Raw genomic sequence first — 15,774 nt, forward strand, 5'->3', positions numbered from 1 at the left:
AGCAATATGAGTGATTCCGGCCGTGCCGATGCGTTACTAGCCCAGATGCCCGGAGACGGACGCGGTCGACTCAAGGTATTTCTCGGCGCTGCGCCGGGTGTGGGCAAGACCTACGCCATGTTGCAGGCCGCCCACATTCAGTTGCGCCAAGGCGTGGCGCTGATCGCCGGGGTGGTGGAAACCCACGGCCGGGCCGAGACCGAGGCGCTGCTGAGTGGCTTGCCGCAGCAGCCGATGGTTCGTTCGGAATATCGCGGCGTGACGCTTGAAGAAATGGACCTCGACGGTCTGCTCAGGCTCAAGCCGAAACTGGTGCTGGTCGACGAACTGGCACACAGCAACGCCCCCGGCAGTCGCCATGCCAAACGCTGGCAGGACATTCAGGAACTGCTGGCCGCTGGCATCGACGTCTATACCACGGTCAACGTCCAGCATCTGGAAAGCCTTAATGATCAGGTCCGCGGCATTACCGGCGTGCAGGTTCGGGAAACGTTGCCGGACTGGGTGTTGCAGGAAGCTTATGAGCTGGTGCTGATCGACTTGCCTCCGCGTGAACTGCTCGAGCGTCTGCGCGACGGCAAGGTGTACGTGCCGGAGCAGGCTCGCGCAGCCATCGACGCGTTCTTTACCCAGACCAATCTGACCGCCTTGCGTGAGCTGGCGATGCAGACGGCTGCCGCTCAGGTCGACGACGATCTGGCTCAGGGGTATCGCCAGTTGGGGCAGGCTGCACCGGCCGTTCGTGGTCGTCTGTTGGTCGCCGTCGATGGCGATGTGCATGCTGATCGACTGGTGCGCCACGCCAGTCGTGTCGCTCAGCGGCGGCACCTGCCTTGGAGCCTGGTGCATGTCGACAATGGCCGACCGTTCGATGAACAAAATCGTGCCCGCCTGCAAAGCGCTCAGCAACTGGCCGAGCGGCTGGGCGGTGAAGTGGTGTTGTTACGGGCTGGGGAAGTGGCGAGAACCTTGATCCAGCACGCGAGTGAACGCCGCGCCAGCGTGGTGCTGGTGGGTCAATCGCAGCCACGACTGCGCCGTCGCTGGTTCGGTGGCGGGGTGGCTGAACGTCTGCTGCGCGAAGCCCACGGGCTGGAAATCAGCGTGCTGGACAGCGAACCTTTACCGGATCAACCCCGGGTGCGTTCTGCGCGTCCCGCCCGCTGGCAGGACTATTTATTAGCGGTGATCGCCACGTTATTGGCCAGCGCCTTTGCCTGGGCCGTGTCCAGCGTGCTGGATTTGCCGAACATCTCGCTGGTGTTTCTGGCCGCGGTGCTGCTGGTGGCCGTCCGGACCAGCACGGGACCGGCGCTGGCCTGTTCGATTCTGTCGTTTCTGGCCTATGACTTTCTGTTCATCACCCCGAGTTTCTCCCTGAGTATCCAGCGCGAAGAAGACGTGCTGACCTTACTGTTTTTCCTGCTCATGTCAGCGTTGACCGGCAACCTTGCGGCCCGTCAGCGTCGCCAGATGCAAGCCTTGCGTGAAACGCAGGAAGAAACCAGCGAGTTGCTCGACCTGTCGCGCAAACTGACGGCCGCCACGGATCGCCAGGCGGTGTTCAGCGCTGCCGTGCAGCATTTGAGCGGCTGGCAGGAGCTGGAAATCTGCCTGATAGAGCGTGACGGCCCGAACGGCTGGAAGGTGCAAGGCGGCAGCGCCCAACTGTCTGAACCTGAGCGCGCTGCCGCTGACTGGGCCTGGCAGCATGATCAACCTGCCGGTTATGGCACTGGCACGTTGCCGTCCAGTCGCTGGTGGTGGTGGCCGTTATCCGGCGAAGACGGACCGTTGGCGTTGTTGGGTGTCAGTGCGCGTACGGGGCAGGATTTCACTGCGCAACGACGTCGACTGTTGATTGCGCTGAGCCAACCGCTGGCTCAGGCGCTGGCGCGCGCGCAACTGGCGGATGACCTGGAGGCGGCGCGTTTGCACGGCGAAACCGAGCAGTTGCGCAGTGCCTTGCTGGCGTCGGTGTCCCATGATTTGCGCACGCCCCTAACGGCCATGCGCGGCAGCATCGACAGTCTGCTGGCGCTGGGCGAAGCCATCCCTCTTGAAGATCGGCGGGAATTGCTCGAGGGCACGCGCGACGAGGCCGAGCGTCTGGATCGCTATATTCAGAACCTGCTGGACATGACCCGTCTGGGACACGGTGCGTTGAAGCTGGCGCGGGACTGGGTCTCGCCGGGAGATATCGTCGGCAGTGCGCTGAATCGACTGCGGGCGGTGATGGCACCATTGCAGGTCAAAACCTTGCTCCCCAGCGAGCTGCCGCTGCTGTATGTCCATGCGGCCTTGATCGAACAGGCACTGGTCAACGTGCTGGAAAACGCTGCACGTTTTTCGCCGGTGAATGGCCGTCTTGAACTTGAAGCCGGGGCTATTGATGGCGAGCTGTTCTTTGCGGTCAGTGATGAAGGGCCGGGCATTCCAGAAGAGGAGCGGGCAAAGATCTTCGACATGTTCTATACCGCCGCACGGGGTGATCGCGGCGGGCAGGGCACCGGTTTGGGGCTGGCCATCTGTCAGGGTATGGTCGGCGCGCATGGCGGCCGGATAAGCGTCGGTCAGGGCATCGATGGTCATGGCACGTGCATCACTTTATATTTGCCGCTGCAGGCTCAGCCTCAGGGCGAAAGCGAAGCGGAACTGCTGTCTTGAGCCGGTTTTACGTTAAAGAATCAGGGTAATCATGAGTCAGACCGCAACCATTCTGGTAATCGACGACGAGCCACAGATTCGCAAGTTTCTGCGTATCAGCCTCGCGTCCCAAGGCTACAAAGTGCTGGAGGCCGGGACCGGTGCTGAGGGCTTGAACCAGGCCGCGCTGAGCAAGCCCGATTTATTGGTGTTGGATCTGGGTTTGCCGGACATGGACGGCCAGCAGGTGCTGCGCGATTTTCGCGAGTGGTCCAGCGTCCCGGTACTGGTGCTTTCGGTGCGAGCCAGCGAAGCACAGAAGGTCGAGGCGCTGGATGGTGGCGCCAATGACTACGTGACCAAACCGTTTGGCATTCAGGAGTTTCTGGCCCGGATTCGCGCGCTGTTGCGTCAGGCTCCCACGGGCGAGCAACAGGGTGCGGCGCTGGTATTCGGTCCATTGACCGTGGACCTGGCGTATCGCCGGGTGCTGCTGGATGGGGTTGAAGTGGCTTTGACCCGCAAGGAATACGCGGTCCTGGCCCAGTTGGCACGGCATCCAGGACGAGTCATCACCCAGCAGCAACTGCTCAAGGACATCTGGGGCCCGACCCACACCGAAGACAGCCATTACCTGCGAATTGTGGTCGGTCATTTGCGCCAGAAACTCGCGGATGACCCTGCCGCGCCAAGGTTTATCGTGACCGAGGCGGGGGTGGGGTACCGGTTGCGGGAGGCCTGAACACTTTTTGTGACTGAATGCATACCTGTGGGAGTAGAGCTTGCTCGCGATAAAGCGGTACGCGATTCACTTTAGAACGCGTCCAGCCTATCGCGAGCAAGCTCTGCTCCCACAGGTATAACTGATGACGTGGGCGAACATAGAATCTCCCACAGGGTATGAGTCATCCAATAGCGCTTCAACTATTGCCTCGATGCTCCGCCTCATACCGATCCAGCGTATCGCTGGCGATCTCCCGGCCCAGGGCGATGAGTTCCGGGGCTTTGTAAAACTCGAAAAACCGGCACACGCGTTTTGGCACATTGATCAGGATGTCCGGCGGATACCCGGCGATCTTGTACTGCGCCAGTGACGTCTGCATCACTTCAAAGCTCTGGTTGATCAGGTCCAGCAGCGACGCCGGGCCGACGTTGTCGATGATGACTGATCCCGTAGCGGACTTCGGCGCGCTCTCGCCTTGAGGGGCTGCGGCGGGTTGCTGACCTTGTGGGTCGGCGGATTCCAGCCAGGGATTGTCAATCGTCGCAGCGCTTGCCTTGGGCGTGTTCTGAGAAAGGTGCAACACCTCGTTGCCACCGGCGTCCAGCTTGCGTCGGAACGGCAGGCGCGAACCCAGCGAACTGATCATTTGATCGACGCGCCGTTTAACCGCTGGCGGGCGCTCGATCACCGGTAATTGATAATGCCCTTGGGTGGTCGAGTTGAGATTGACCGCGACGATCAGGTCGCAATGGCTGGACACCACCGGCACGATGGGCAGGGGATTGAGCAGGCCGCCATCTACCAGCATGCGGTTACCTTGCATCACCGGCGTGAACAAGCTGGGAATGGCCGCCGAGGCGCGCATGGCCTGATGCAGGCAGCCCTCCTGAAACCAGATTTCCTGCTGATGGGTCAGGTCGGTAGCAACTGCTGTGTAGGGAATGCGCAGGTCTTCGATATTGATTTCACCGACGATCTCGCGGATCTGCCCGAATACTTTCTCACCCCGAATCGCCCCAAGGCGGAAACTGACGTCTACCAGGCGCAGTACATCCAGATAGTCCAGGCTTTCGATCCACTCCCGGTATTGCCTGAGTTTACCTGCCGCATAGACACCGCCGACTACTGCGCCCATGGAGCAACCCGCAATGCAGGCTATCTCGTAGCCGCGGCGCTCCAATTCCTCAATGACACCGATATGCGCATAACCCCGAGCGCCTCCAGAACCCAGCACCAGTGCTATACGTTTTTTCATGAAAGGCCCCCCGAGTCAGATTGATCCACCATACGCTTGAATCGGGCTATTTTTATCGTTCATTTGCGTGGTGTGAAGGCTCTATTTCAGTAAAAAACAGTTACGCTTGCGGCCCCGGTAATGGCACTTTCAGCAAGTGCCGCCGTCAAAGCTGCACCATTGATAGTTCTTCTTGAGGTAACACCGATGAAAGCCTGGATTGTCCTGCCCTTGTTTGCTCTGGTTCTCACTGGTTGCGCGGGTAAAACCGGTTATCGCGAAAGTTGCGGGACGCAACTGGATTCGGCCTGGAAGGAACTTGATCTGGCCAAAGCTGAAGGCTTCGCCGGTACGGTCAGCTACTCCAAGGCCTTGTCCTTGTTGACCGGTGCCAAGACCCAGCAACAATTCGAAGCATTTGAAGGTTGCACCGAAAAAGCCGAAAAAGCCCGCTTCTACATCCGTGAGTCCCGCGCAGGCAGGTAAGTCGAGTAGGTCGCGCCTGTGGGAGCGGTGCTTGCCCGCGATACATGAGACGCAGCCAGAAGGCATGGCGAGTTATCGTTTATCGCGCACAAGCACTGCTGCCACAATTTTTTTCAGTCAACATTCCCATCCTCCCGTACCAATTTCCTCTTCTCTCTGGCGAAAACACCTACGCTAACTTTATTGTGACTGCACAGCAGTCCCGTTTTTAGCCATAGGCAGTCGCCTGGAGAGTGTTTTCGATGGGCAGAAAACTTGATGAGTGCCTTAACGCCATCAACGAGGTGGTGCTGGGTAAGGAGCCGCAAATCCGACTGGCAATGACTTGTCTGCTCGGCGGCGGCCATTTATTGATCGAAGACTTGCCCGGCATGGGCAAAACCACCCTCAGTCATACTCTGGCCAAAGTATTGGGCCTGAGTTTTCAACGAATTCAGTTCACCTCGGATCTATTGCCGGGGGACATTCTGGGCACCTCGGTATTCGATCGGGAAACCGGGCAGTTCACCTTCCACCCGGGCCCGATCTTCGCTGAACTGGTACTGGCCGACGAGATCAATCGTGCCACGCCCAAAAGTCAGAGTGCGTTGCTCGAAGCCATGGAGGAGGGGCAGGTCACTATCGAAGGCACGACGCGCTTGCTGCCTGATCCATTCTTCGTGATTGCCACTCAGAATCCGTTTAGCCAGGGCGGCACCTTCGCGTTGCCCGAGTCGCAACTGGATCGTTTCCTGATGCGTCTTTCGTTGGGCTATCCGGCGCGTTCGGCAGAAAAAGCCTTGCTGCTGGGCGAGTCGCGTCGGGATCTCGTGCCCCGCCTGCAACCACTGCTGAACCACGCCGAGCTGCGGGTGCTTCAGGAGCTGGTCCGGCAAGTGCGGGTGAGCGACGCGTTGGTTGATTATGTGCTGCGCCTGGTGGACGCGACCCGTGCTCAGCCACAGTTCGCATACGGCCTGTCGCCACGCGCCAGTCTGGCGATCCTGAGTGCTGCACGGGCCTGGGCGCTGTTGGCCGGACGCGAGTACGTGATTCCGGAAGACGTGCAGGCGATTTTACCCTCGGTGGTCGGCCACCGTTTGCGCGAGCGCACTGACCCCACCGGGCATGGCTTAGGAGCGCTGGTCCAATGGCTGTTGCGTGAGGTGCCGGCACTTTGATCGAACAGTTCAAACCGTTCTGGCAGCGCTGGCTGGCGCGTCGTATCCCGCCGGCTTCGCGGGTCCAGCTCGACCATCGGCGCATTTTCATCCTGCCCACTCGTACCGGTGGCAGCTTCGCGTTGGTGCTGTTTTTAATGTTGCTGGTGGCGATCAATTATCAGAACAGCCTGGCTTACGGCCTGACCTTTCTACTGCTGTCGATGGCGTTTCTGGGGATCTTGCACACCTACCGTAACCTGAGTGGCCTAGTGATCAGTGCTGGCGTTGCGCGTTCGGTTTTCGTCGGCGAGACCGTGCAATTGAAGCTGCGCCTTGAAAGCGCTGGCCATGCTCATCAGGCCATTTCATTGGGATGGGACGCCGAGCAACTGCAGCAAATCGATATTGCCTTGGAGGAGCGGGTCGAGGTCGAACTGAGCTTGCCCGCGCAAAATCGCGGCTGGTTGCGAGCACCTCGGCTGCGGGTCGAAAGCGTCTTCCCCTTGAGCATTCTGCGTACCTGGAGCTGGCTGGATCTGGAGCAGAATGCGCTGATTTATCCTCGTCCCGTGGCGGGGGCCATGCCACTGCTAGAGGGAGTTCAACCCCACGCCGAGGATCAGGGGCTCGCGACTCAGGGGCCGGGTGTCGACGATTACCAAGGCTTGCGCACTTATCAACCCGGTGACAATCGACGTCGTCTGCACTGGAAGGCTTATTCCCGAGGCCAAGGGCTGCTGCTTAAGGATTTCACTGATCTGAGCGGCCACGATTTATGTCTGGATTTCATGGCACTGGGCGGTGACATCGAAGAGCGGCTGTCGCGTTTGTGTTATTGGGTGGTGGTTTTGTCCCAGCGGCAGCAGCCTTTCGCGTTGCGTCTGCCGGGTTTTCTGTCGGCGGTCGACAGCGGCAATCAACATCGTGAAACCTGCCTGCGCGCGTTGGCGCTGTATGGCGTGCGGCAATGAGCGGTGCCGCATCCGGCCTGAGCCTGCCGATCCCGCGTACCAGTCTGATCTGGTTGCTGCTGGCGCAGGCGCTGGTCGTCGTGCCGTTCATTCAGCACATACCCGGAATCATAATTGCTCTGTGGCTGGCCTGTACGCTTTGGCGTGTGCAAATCTTTCGCATGCGCGCCCGTCATCCCGGCTCGTGGATCAAAGGCGGCCTGCTGGTGGGCACCGCAGGCGGGGTGTTTCTGGCTCGCGGCAGTCTGGTCGGGCTGGAAGCCGGCGCTGCTTTGCTGGTGTCGGCATTCGTTCTCAAAATGCTCGAAATGCAGAGTCGACGTGACGCGCTGGTGCTGATCTTTCTCGGTTTCTTTTGCGTTGTGGTCGGCTATCTGTTTGAAAATAACTTGCTATGGGCCGCGTTTACTCTGCTGCCGGTCAGCATGCTGTTGGCGGCACTCATTGGCTTGCAGTCTTCCGCTCAAGCCAGTGGCCAAGGCAGCAGTCTGAAGCTGGCACTCAAGCTGTTGTTGCAAGCAGTGCCGCTCATGCTCTTGCTGTTTTTGTTCTTTCCGCGACTGGAGCCGCTCTGGTCGTTGCCGCAGCCAAGCAACAGGGGGCTTACCGGGCTTTCCGACAGCATGGCGCCGGGTGACATGGCCGAGTTGAGCAAGTCGGCAGCACTGGTGTTTCGCGCCAGTTTTGAAGGGCCCATTCCGGCGCGCAACCAGTTGTACTGGCGCTCTCTGACCCTTGAGCAGTTTGACGGTCGGCGCTGGTCACAGTCGCTGCGGGCGCAGACGGTACAGATGCCGCAATGGCAGAAGCGCGGTGATCCGCTGAGTTACAGCATCGTGATGGAGCCCAGTGGTCGGCCCTGGTTATCGAGTCTGGACGTAGGTGAAAGCACGCTGGCAGATGTGCGCCAGATGAACGATTTTCGCTTGCAGCGACGGCGGCCTGTCGAACAGTCGTTGCTCTACAGCGTGACGTCCTGGCCGGACGCGACCCGTGAGGCGCAACTCAACGAGAACATTCAGCGTCAGGACATCCAACTCCCCGCCAAAGGTAACCCTCAGGCGCGGCAGTGGGCCAGTGATCTGGCGCGACGTTACCCCAGGCCGGATGCGCTGGTGCAAGCCATGCTCGATTACTTTGCCCGCGAAGCCTATCACTACACCCTCAAGCCTCCGACGCTGGGCCCTGACAGCATCGATGACTTCCTTTTCGACAGCCGTCGTGGCTTCTGCGCGCATTACGCCGGGGCCATGACCTTTGTGTTGCGCGCTGCGGGAATCCCGGCCCGGGTAGTGGCCGGCTATCAGGGCGGTGAATTGAACCCGGACGGCCAATACCTCACCGTTCGCCAGTTTGATGCTCACGCCTGGGTTGAATATTGGCAGCCGGGTGTCGGCTGGCGCAGTGTTGACCCTACCGCTGCGGTCGCGCCGCAACGTATCGAGCAGGGGCTGGAGCAGGCACTGGCAGCGGATGAAGCGTTTCTCGAAGACTCCCCCATGTCTGCACTGCGGTACCGCAATGTTGCCTGGATCAACTCGTTGCGTTTGAGTTGGGACAACCTGAACTACGGTTGGCAGCGCTGGGTGCTCGGCTATCAGGGGCAGGAGCAGTTGCGGGTACTCAATCGCTGGTTTTCCGGTCTGCAAGCACCTGCTTTCATCGCAGGGCTGGGTTTGATTCTGGGACTGCTTGCGTTGTGGGTGTTCAAACCCTGGCAGCGGGAAAGTGACTCGCAACTTCGTCTGTTCAACGCGTTCGAAAGACTGCTGTCCCGTCATGGCCTGCGACGATTGCCGAGTGAGGGCGCCGAGGAGTTTTCGCGCCGCGCAGCGTTGTTGTTACCGGCGCACGCCGAAGCTATCGATGCGTTTGTCAGAGAATTTCAGGCGCAGCGTTACGCCGGAAGTCCGCCTTCACCGGCTGAACTGCGCAGGCGTTTGAAGCAACTGCCTCGTCGCTTGCCGTGGCGTTTGTCTGCGGCCAAAGAAACCCACGATTCACGATAAGGATGAATTCATGTCATCGATGGTCGACCATCTGGTCGCGCAAGTCCTGGGCTTGCACATAAAATTGCTGGCTTGTCAGGCGCGTCTTGCGGCGTCCACTGATCCTGAAGCCTTACATGACCTGCGCACCACTGTGCGCCGCTTGCGCAGCCTGTTACGTCCTTTGCGCGGTGTGGCAGGCGTCGAACAGCTGGAGGTGGCGGCCAAAGCGGTAGGGGAGCTGACCACGCCGCTACGGGACATTGAAGTACTGGCTGCCCACTTGGCCGAACAGGGGCTGACTGACGCTGCGGCCGTGCGTATCAATAAAGTCAGTAAGGCTTACGGGCAGGTTGCGAGCTCTGCCGAACTCGCTCGTCTGTTCACCACTCTGGATCAATTCCCAGGGTTTTTGCGTGTGCAACAGCGCCAGCAATTGCTCCGGGGGCTACGCAAGACTGTCGAGAAAGGCATGGACAAACAGTGGAAAAAACTCCGCGAAGCCATCGCCGACCCCGCTCATGATCGTCACCGTCTGCGGTTGCTGATCAAGCGCGTGCGCTACGCTGCGGATGCTTATCCGGAGTTGAGCCATCAACCGAAGAAAATGCAGTCGCGCTTGAAAGCTGCTCAAGGCGCGTTGGGTGATTGGCACGATCATCTGCAATGGCTGGCTCAAGCCGGACGCGAACATGATCTGGCGCCATGCATCGCCGCCTGGCAAACCGGAATCGTGCGTGCCGAGAAGAAAGCCGATGTGGCGCTGGTGCGTTTGAGCAAGACCTGTTTCGGCTGAAACGCATTAGGTTGATGGCTCCGGGGAAAGATTAATTAACTGAAGCCAGATGTATGTTCTGAATGAGATCGTCCTGTATCCCTGACACCGCGCTGTCGCGAAGCAAATACCGAGCTGTAGGAGCGCACGAGCACCGCGAGACCGCGATGGCGGTGTATCAGACAGGACCCCATCGCGGCCTCGCGGTGCTCGTGCGCTCCTACAGAAAATCGCTCCAAATCAGGTAGTTGTACTTTTTACAGGAACAGTTGCTTGCCGGGAAAAGCGCGGCGCTTTGGCCACAAGGCTGCTCTTGTCAGTCCGTAGAAAAGGCCGATATGCCGTGCGCGCATCACAAGATAGCTGGTTAAGATCAACGCCTGTCTGCTGATTCGCCACGGCGCGGGTCTTTTATTATCGGAACTACGGGGTATACATGAAGTTTTCCGAGCTGATCGACGCGGTGCGCAGCAATCCGCTGGCCGTGACTATTCCGGCTGAATGGGCGCAGGGCCGCGCCAGTTTTGGTGGCTTGATGGCGGCGCTGCAATATGAAGCGATGCGTGCCAGAGTGCCTGCTGATCGCCCCGTACGCTCCCTTGCCCTCACGTTTGTCGGTCCTGCCGAGCCCGGCGTACCGATCGCCTTCGAAGTGGAAGTGTTACGCGACGGTAAAGCCGTCAGCCAGGTGCTCGGACGTGCAACGCAAAATGGTCAGGTTATGACGCTGATTCAGGGCAGCTTCGGTGCAGCGCGTGAGTCGGTGATTTCGGTCAAGGCCGACCCGGCACCCACGCTCAAACCGTTGGAGGAATGCCCGCAATTACCTTTCGTCAGCGGCATGATGCCCGAGTACCTGAGGTTCATGGAGCTACGGTGGGCGTTGGGTGGCCTGCCTTTCAGCAACACACCGTCACCGGCGATTGGTGGCTACGTACGGTTTCGCGATATCGAAGAGGGGCCTTCCAGTGAGGCGCATGTGCTGGCACTGGTCGACACCTGGCCACCTGCGCTGTTGCCACACCTGAGCAAGCCTGCACCGGGCAGCTCGCTGACCTGGACCATCGAATTCGTCCAGCCGATGCCTGTGTTGAGCACTCATGACTGGTGTTCTTACAAGGCGGTGATCGAGCATGCCCGCGATGGCTACGGTCACACGGCAGCAATGCTCTGGTCGCCAACCGGGGAGTTGATTGCGATCAGTCGGCAGACGGTGACGGTGTTTGGGTGAGGCTGCTGTTAAATCGCGAGCGAATGACCATGGCGCTGAACACCCAGCGCCGCGATCAGACCTATGATGCCGATGGCCAGCGAAGAGAAGCTAAGTGAAAACAGCCCATCTAGAATCAGCAGCGCAGCCAGGATAAACAACGGCACGGCGATTAGATGCAGGACGAAATTTGTCGGATGACAGTGATTGTCGGCATAACCACGCCACTGCCACGTATGAAGATTGGGTAACCGCTTGCCCATGACTGCATTCCTCTACAAACACTATGTGAATGCCTGAAGAGTAGGCCTGACTCGCTGGGGCGGCGAATCAAGCCTGACTATCGGTGTAATAGGGCCTAAACACGTCAGCCTCGAAACTCCACTTGCGGAATGAAACACGATTTCCTGTGGGAGCGAGGCTTGCCCGCGATGCAGGCGACTCGGTCTATCTGACATGTTGCGGTGTTCTTATCGCGGGCAAGCCTCGCTCCCACAGAACCTTGTATGGCGAAGGAACTGGGCAAATGAAGGTCTAGTCAGTTCCGCTTTAAAGCTTAAGCTGCCCGATTGCCTTGCTCAGCTCTCCTGCCAGGGTGGCGAGCTCATCGCTGGTGCTGGCGGAATCCACAGTCTGGTTGACGGTGCGTTCGGTCACGTCGCGGATGCTCACCACGGCGCGGTTCATTTCTTCTGCGACCTGGCTTTGTTGTTGGGCGGCCACTGCAATCTGAGTATTGCTTTCGCGCATTTGCGCTACCGCACCGGCGATGGCCGCCAGGGCTTCACCCGCTTCGTGTGCCTGCTGCACGCACTCATCAGCCTTGAACGAGCTGTCCTGCATGAAGTCCACGGCATCGCGAGTGCCCGATTGCAAGGCTGAAACCATCGTGGTGATTTCATCGGTGGAGACTTGTACGCGTTTTGCCAGATTACGAACCTCGTCAGCTACCACAGCAAAGCCGCGACCCATTTCTCCGGCCCGCGCCGCTTCGATTGCCGCGTTCAAGGCCAACAGGTTGGTCTGCTCAGCGATGCTGTGGATCACGCTGACCACCCCGTTGATCTTCTGGCTGTCTTCGGCCAGACGCTGAATCATCACGGCGGTCTGCTGTACGCCAGTGGACAGGCCTGCAATGGAGGTTTGAACCCGATCAACCACAGCCTTGCCGCCACCGGCCAGCCCATCGGCCGTCTGGGATTGGTCCCGGGTGGTGCTGGCGTGTTGGGCGATGTGGAAAACCGTCGCGGACATTTCATTGATAGCGGTAGCGACCTGATCGGTCTCACTTTGCTGGCCGAGCATGCCGTGACGCACGTCGTTCATGCCTGCGGCCAGATGTGCGGCGCCCTGATCAAGGCGTGCCGCAGTCTGCGAGACCGTCGTGACCACCCGTTGGTAGCCGGCCTGCATGGCGTTGAATGCCTTGGCCATTTGGCCCACCTCATCTTCGCCGGTCAAGGGTACGCGGGCTGACAGGTCGCCAGTTTTTTCCACGTGCAGCATCACGTCCTTGAGGGTATTGAGCTGGCTCAGCAAGAAGCGGATCAGCAACTGTGAGGCTCCCAGCATCGCCAGCATCAGCACGAACACAGCAATGGCGTAGTTGGCGAAACGCTCCTCCAGCACTTGCATCAGACTCGGACCGAAAGCCAGCACCGCGATACGCTGCCCGTCAGGGCGCGCCGTGACCTGAGCGCCAATCAAAGCATGCTCGCCCGTCAGGGGTTGTGAGCTCAGTGCGACCCAGTCCTTGGCGGTGGTGAGCTCCGGCAATGGCTGGTTCTGGAATGTGGGTGTTTGTCCTGCACTCAGAATCAACAGTTGTGGATTCGCGGGCAGCGCCTGCGGTAAGGGCCAACTGCCGAGCAGGCGCGCCTGAGCCTGCGCGGATTCACGGGCCGCGTCGAAGCGCGCCTGTCGTTCCAGTTGCAGCGCGTAGATGACCAGCATCAGCGTGGTGAAAAAGGCCACCGCGTTGACGGCCCAGAATTTGTACTTCAAGGAAAGGTTGCTAATCCAGGTGCCCATAGGAGGTCTTCTTTGGTTAGTCAGGAGAAATGCAGCAAGGTGCCATCATCATCTCCCACTGAACAAAGCGTTCCTTGACGTGGGTCAACCTATCCTTGGTCGGTGACAGGTATTTGTGGCAGTGCGAAAAAATTCCGGGCGGCGGCGCTGGTGTGGCTGGCCAGGTCCGACAGGGTTTCCTCGCGGTGCAGCGCGACTTCACGCAGGACTTCCGGAAGGAAACCGGGTTCGTTGCGACCGTTCTTCGGCTTGGGCCGCAGGGTGCGAGGCAGCAGATACGGCGCATCGCTTTCCAGCATCAATCGGCCGCGGGGTATGTCGCGCACCAGTGGATGCAAGTGGCTGCCACGGCGCTCATCGCAGATCCACCCGGTAATGCCGATATGCAGGTCCAGGTCCAGATAGCTATAGAGCGCTCGCTGTTCGCCGGTGAAGCAGTGCACGACCGCAGCCGGTAGACGGTCACGATAATCGCGGAGGATTTCCAGCAGGCGCTGGTTAGCATCCCTTTCGTGAAGAAACACCGGCATTTGCAGCTCCACGGCCAGTGCCAGGTGTGCTTCCAGGACTTTTTCCTGCTGCGGGCGCGGGGAGAAGTCGCGATTGAAATCGAGCCCGCATTCGCCCACGGCCTTTACACGATCTTCCTGAAGCAGTGCGCGTAGTTGGCGCTCGCTGTCAGCGTTCCAGTCAACCGCCGAATGTGGGTGAATGCCTGCGGTGCTGAATAGGCGCAGAGCGCTTTCGTCCAGCTCCTGGCATAGCTGAAATGCCTGTTCACTACCCTCGACGCTGGTGCCGGTAAGCAGTAACTGACACACCCCGGCGGCATAGGCACGATCAAGCACCGCTTGTCGTTGCGAGTCGAAGCTGGCATTTGTCAGATTGACGCCGATGTCGATGAGTTGCATGGTGCTACCTCAGGCCGAAGACCGCTGAGGATATCAGAGCTTCGGTTCTAATAATAAAAGGCAATACAATCAGGCCCTTGTGCGGTCTTCCTGATTGGATTTCGCAGTGCGCGGGTGGCCCAAACGCTATCTGCGCGGCGCTATCGACTTCTTTTTCATGTTTTTAGAACGGCATTTCCCTGGAGAGTGAATGATCCGAGCCTCCCGCTACCTCATTGTTTTTGCGCTGGCACTGCTGCCGTTTTCGGTCAGTGCCCGACAAGCCGGGCCACAAGTTGCCGAGCATAAGACGGCTGTGCGTGACCTGCCGTCGATTCGCAGCAGCAAAGTGTTGCGCGTGCTCGTCAATCAGAGCCGCAATAGTTCGGGGGACGCAAAAGGTGAGGAAATAGGCGTCGAGTACCATCGACTGCAGGCGTTCGAAAAATACCTAAACGGCCACTCCCGTGATGGCCAACAGGTAACGTTCAAGATCATTCCCAAAGCCAAGAACCAATTGCTCAGTGCGTTGCAGCGTGGGGAGGGTGATCTGGTTGCCCCCGGCGAGCTGCTCGACACACGGGAAACCAAGGGCATAGAGGCCAGTCAGCCGATCATCCGGCATGTGCCACTGGTTGTCGTGGGTGTCAGAGGGACGCGCAGTTTCAGGCACATCGAACAGCTTTCCGGGCGAACCTTGAGTTTGTCGGCGGGCAGCGCGGCTGACGAAGCGGTGCATCTTCTGAATCAGCGACTGGCATTGCGCAAACTGGCACCGGTGAAGATCGAGTGGGTGGACCCCAGTCTTGCCGTAGAGGATGTGCTGGAAATGGTCCAGGCGGGCATCTTTCACCTCACCGTTGTCGAGCAGCCCATTGCTGAACGCTGGGCCAAAGTCATGCCCAAACTGCGCGTGGACCGTTCACTGACGCTCAGTACCAATAGCGACATGAACTGGTTTGTGCGTCAGGACGCGACGCTGTTGCGAGCTACCATTGACGGTTTTCTGAAAACCTACAAGGCGCCAGCCAATCAGGATCTGGCGTTCCAGAAGGCCTACAAGAATCTCTATAAGGTGCACAACCCGTTGGCTCGCGCTGATCGCCAGCGGCTTGAACAACTGCGCCCCACCTTGCAACGCCATGCGGACGCTCAAGGCATGGACTGGTTGAACCTGGCTGCGCTCGCGTTCAAGGAGTCAGGGCTTGAGCCGCAGGCGCAAGGCAGCGGCGGTGCTACTGGTTTGCTGCAAATCACCCCGTCGGCCGCCAAGCGAGTGGGCGTGGGAGACATCCAGTCCACCGATAACAACGTTCAGGCCGGGGCGAAGTACCTGGCGCTGATCCGGCGCAAGTTTTTCGCCAGCTCCAGATTCAATGAGCGTGAGCGGATGGCGTTTACGCTGGCGGCTTACAACCTTGGCCCCGAGCGCGTTCAAGGCATGCGCAAGGAAGCCAAACGACGCGGGCTCAACCCTGATCAGTGGTTCTTTCAGACCGAACGGGTTGCCATGGATCAGGCAGGGATGGGCGTGGTGAGTTACGTCAACAGCGTCAACAAGTACTACCTTGCGTTTGATCGCGAGCGTGATTCGCTGGAGAGCACACCAACCGGCAAAGTGACAGTCAGGAAGTGATCGAATAAATAGATGTTGATGGCGAGTTTTTTGCGATTGTC

General features: G+C 59.3%; 12 protein-coding genes and 2 pseudogenes. 9 read left to right on the forward strand and 5 right to left on the reverse strand.

Annotated features, from left to right (window positions below; translation table 11 throughout):
- Positions 1–6: 6 nt before the first annotated feature.
- Both ABRP31_RS09560 and ABRP31_RS09565 read left to right on the forward strand, forming a co-directional pair.
- Entirely contained in the window at positions 7–2,667 is a 2,661-nt protein-coding gene (locus ABRP31_RS09560; RefSeq protein WP_349970974.1) for a sensor histidine kinase KdpD, read from the forward strand.
- A gap of 31 nt (positions 2,668–2,698) precedes the next feature.
- The gene (locus tag ABRP31_RS09565; RefSeq protein ID WP_087266182.1) at positions 2,699–3,388 is read left to right on the forward strand and encodes a response regulator; all 690 of its coding nucleotides are present in this window, start codon (positions 2,699–2,701) and stop codon (positions 3,386–3,388) included.
- Positions 3,389–3,566: 178 nt separating this feature from the next.
- Here the strand turns inward: ABRP31_RS09565 and ABRP31_RS09570 are convergent, their stop codons facing one another.
- On the reverse strand, positions 3,567–4,625 hold the full coding sequence (locus tag ABRP31_RS09570) for a patatin-like phospholipase family protein (protein ID WP_349970973.1): 1,059 nt from the start codon (positions 4,623–4,625) through the stop codon (positions 3,567–3,569).
- Positions 4,626–4,811: 186 nt separating this feature from the next.
- Between ABRP31_RS09570 and ABRP31_RS09575 the strand changes: the two genes are divergently transcribed.
- From ABRP31_RS09575 to ABRP31_RS09600, 6 genes are all read left to right on the forward strand, one after another.
- The gene (locus ABRP31_RS09575; RefSeq protein ID WP_027901763.1) at positions 4,812–5,090 is read left to right on the forward strand and encodes a hypothetical protein; all 279 of its coding nucleotides are present in this window, start codon (positions 4,812–4,814) and stop codon (positions 5,088–5,090) included.
- A 242-nt stretch (positions 5,091–5,332) separates the two neighbouring features.
- Positions 5,333–6,250 carry a MoxR family ATPase gene (locus tag ABRP31_RS09580; protein ID WP_349970972.1) on the forward strand — a complete coding sequence of 306 codons (918 nt, stop codon included), beginning with the start codon at positions 5,333–5,335 and terminating at the stop codon, positions 6,248–6,250.
- Positions 6,247–7,203, forward strand: coding sequence for a DUF58 domain-containing protein (locus tag ABRP31_RS09585; RefSeq protein ID WP_349970971.1), 957 nt, complete (start codon positions 6,247–6,249; stop codon positions 7,201–7,203). The genes ABRP31_RS09580 and ABRP31_RS09585 overlap by 4 nt, the downstream gene beginning before the upstream one ends.
- Positions 7,200–9,212, forward strand: a complete 2,013-nt coding sequence (locus ABRP31_RS09590) for a DUF3488 and transglutaminase-like domain-containing protein (protein ID WP_349970970.1) — start codon at positions 7,200–7,202, stop codon at positions 9,210–9,212. Before ABRP31_RS09585 ends, ABRP31_RS09590 begins: the two co-directional genes overlap by 4 nt.
- A 10-nt stretch (positions 9,213–9,222) precedes the next feature.
- Positions 9,223–9,987 (forward strand): CHAD domain-containing protein, encoded by a 765-nt coding sequence (locus tag ABRP31_RS09595; protein WP_349970969.1) that lies wholly within the window; start codon positions 9,223–9,225, stop codon positions 9,985–9,987.
- A 415-nt stretch (positions 9,988–10,402) separates the two neighbouring features.
- Positions 10,403–11,197: a thioesterase family protein gene (locus ABRP31_RS09600; RefSeq protein ID WP_349970968.1), complete on the forward strand. Its 795-nt coding sequence runs from the start codon at positions 10,403–10,405 to the stop codon at positions 11,195–11,197.
- 17 nt (positions 11,198–11,214) lie between these two features.
- On the opposite strand, the pseudogene ABRP31_RS09605 reads toward ABRP31_RS09600, so the two are convergent.
- The 4 genes and pseudogenes from ABRP31_RS09605 to ABRP31_RS09620 all read right to left on the reverse strand — a co-directional run.
- Positions 11,215–11,439 (reverse strand): annotated as a pseudogene (locus tag ABRP31_RS09605) (terminase); the annotation flags it as partial.
- A gap of 286 nt (positions 11,440–11,725) precedes the next feature.
- Positions 11,726–12,610, reverse strand: coding sequence for a methyl-accepting chemotaxis protein (locus ABRP31_RS09610; RefSeq protein WP_372489431.1), 885 nt, complete (start codon positions 12,608–12,610; stop codon positions 11,726–11,728).
- Positions 12,596–13,207: pseudogene (locus tag ABRP31_RS09615) on the reverse strand (HAMP domain-containing protein); the annotation flags it as partial. The gene ABRP31_RS09610 and the pseudogene ABRP31_RS09615, both read right to left, overlap by 15 nt.
- An 89-nt stretch (positions 13,208–13,296) precedes the next feature.
- A complete protein-coding gene (locus ABRP31_RS09620; protein ID WP_349970966.1) occupies positions 13,297–14,118 on the reverse strand; it encodes a TatD family hydrolase in 822 nt (273 codons plus the stop codon).
- 190 nt (positions 14,119–14,308) lie between these two features.
- Between ABRP31_RS09620 and ABRP31_RS09625 the strand changes: the two genes are divergently transcribed.
- Positions 14,309–15,733: a transglycosylase SLT domain-containing protein gene (locus ABRP31_RS09625; protein WP_349970965.1), complete on the forward strand. Its 1,425-nt coding sequence runs from the start codon at positions 14,309–14,311 to the stop codon at positions 15,731–15,733.
- Positions 15,734–15,774 lie beyond the last annotated feature (41 nt).

It is taken from the genome of Pseudomonas caspiana (genome assembly GCF_040224095.2).
GTDB lineage: Bacteria > Pseudomonadota > Gammaproteobacteria > Pseudomonadales > Pseudomonadaceae > Aquipseudomonas > Aquipseudomonas caspiana.

Excerpts from the sequence above, each read along its gene's own strand:
- ABRP31_RS09595 (WP_349970969.1), top strand. The coding sequence starts at position 9,223 with ATGTCATCGATGGTCGACCATCTGGTCGCGCAAGTCCTGGGCTTGCAC.
- ABRP31_RS09570 (WP_349970973.1), bottom strand. The coding sequence starts at position 4,625 with ATGAAAAAACGTATAGCACTGGTGCTGGGTTCTGGAGGCGCTCGGGGT.
- ABRP31_RS09575 (WP_027901763.1), top strand. The coding sequence starts at position 4,812 with ATGAAAGCCTGGATTGTCCTGCCCTTGTTTGCTCTGGTTCTCACTGGT.
- ABRP31_RS09620 (WP_349970966.1), bottom strand. The coding sequence starts at position 14,118 with ATGCAACTCATCGACATCGGCGTCAATCTGACAAATGCCAGCTTCGAC.
- ABRP31_RS09610 (WP_372489431.1), bottom strand. The coding sequence starts at position 12,610 with ATGGCCAAGGCATTCAACGCCATGCAGGCCGGCTACCAACGGGTGGTC.
- ABRP31_RS09590 (WP_349970970.1), top strand. The coding sequence starts at position 7,200 with ATGAGCGGTGCCGCATCCGGCCTGAGCCTGCCGATCCCGCGTACCAGT.
- ABRP31_RS09600 (WP_349970968.1), top strand. The coding sequence starts at position 10,403 with ATGAAGTTTTCCGAGCTGATCGACGCGGTGCGCAGCAATCCGCTGGCC.
- ABRP31_RS09565 (WP_087266182.1), top strand. The coding sequence starts at position 2,699 with ATGAGTCAGACCGCAACCATTCTGGTAATCGACGACGAGCCACAGATT.
- ABRP31_RS09580 (WP_349970972.1), top strand. The coding sequence starts at position 5,333 with ATGGGCAGAAAACTTGATGAGTGCCTTAACGCCATCAACGAGGTGGTG.
- ABRP31_RS09560 (WP_349970974.1), top strand. The coding sequence starts at position 7 with ATGAGTGATTCCGGCCGTGCCGATGCGTTACTAGCCCAGATGCCCGGA.
- ABRP31_RS09625 (WP_349970965.1), top strand. The coding sequence starts at position 14,309 with ATGATCCGAGCCTCCCGCTACCTCATTGTTTTTGCGCTGGCACTGCTG.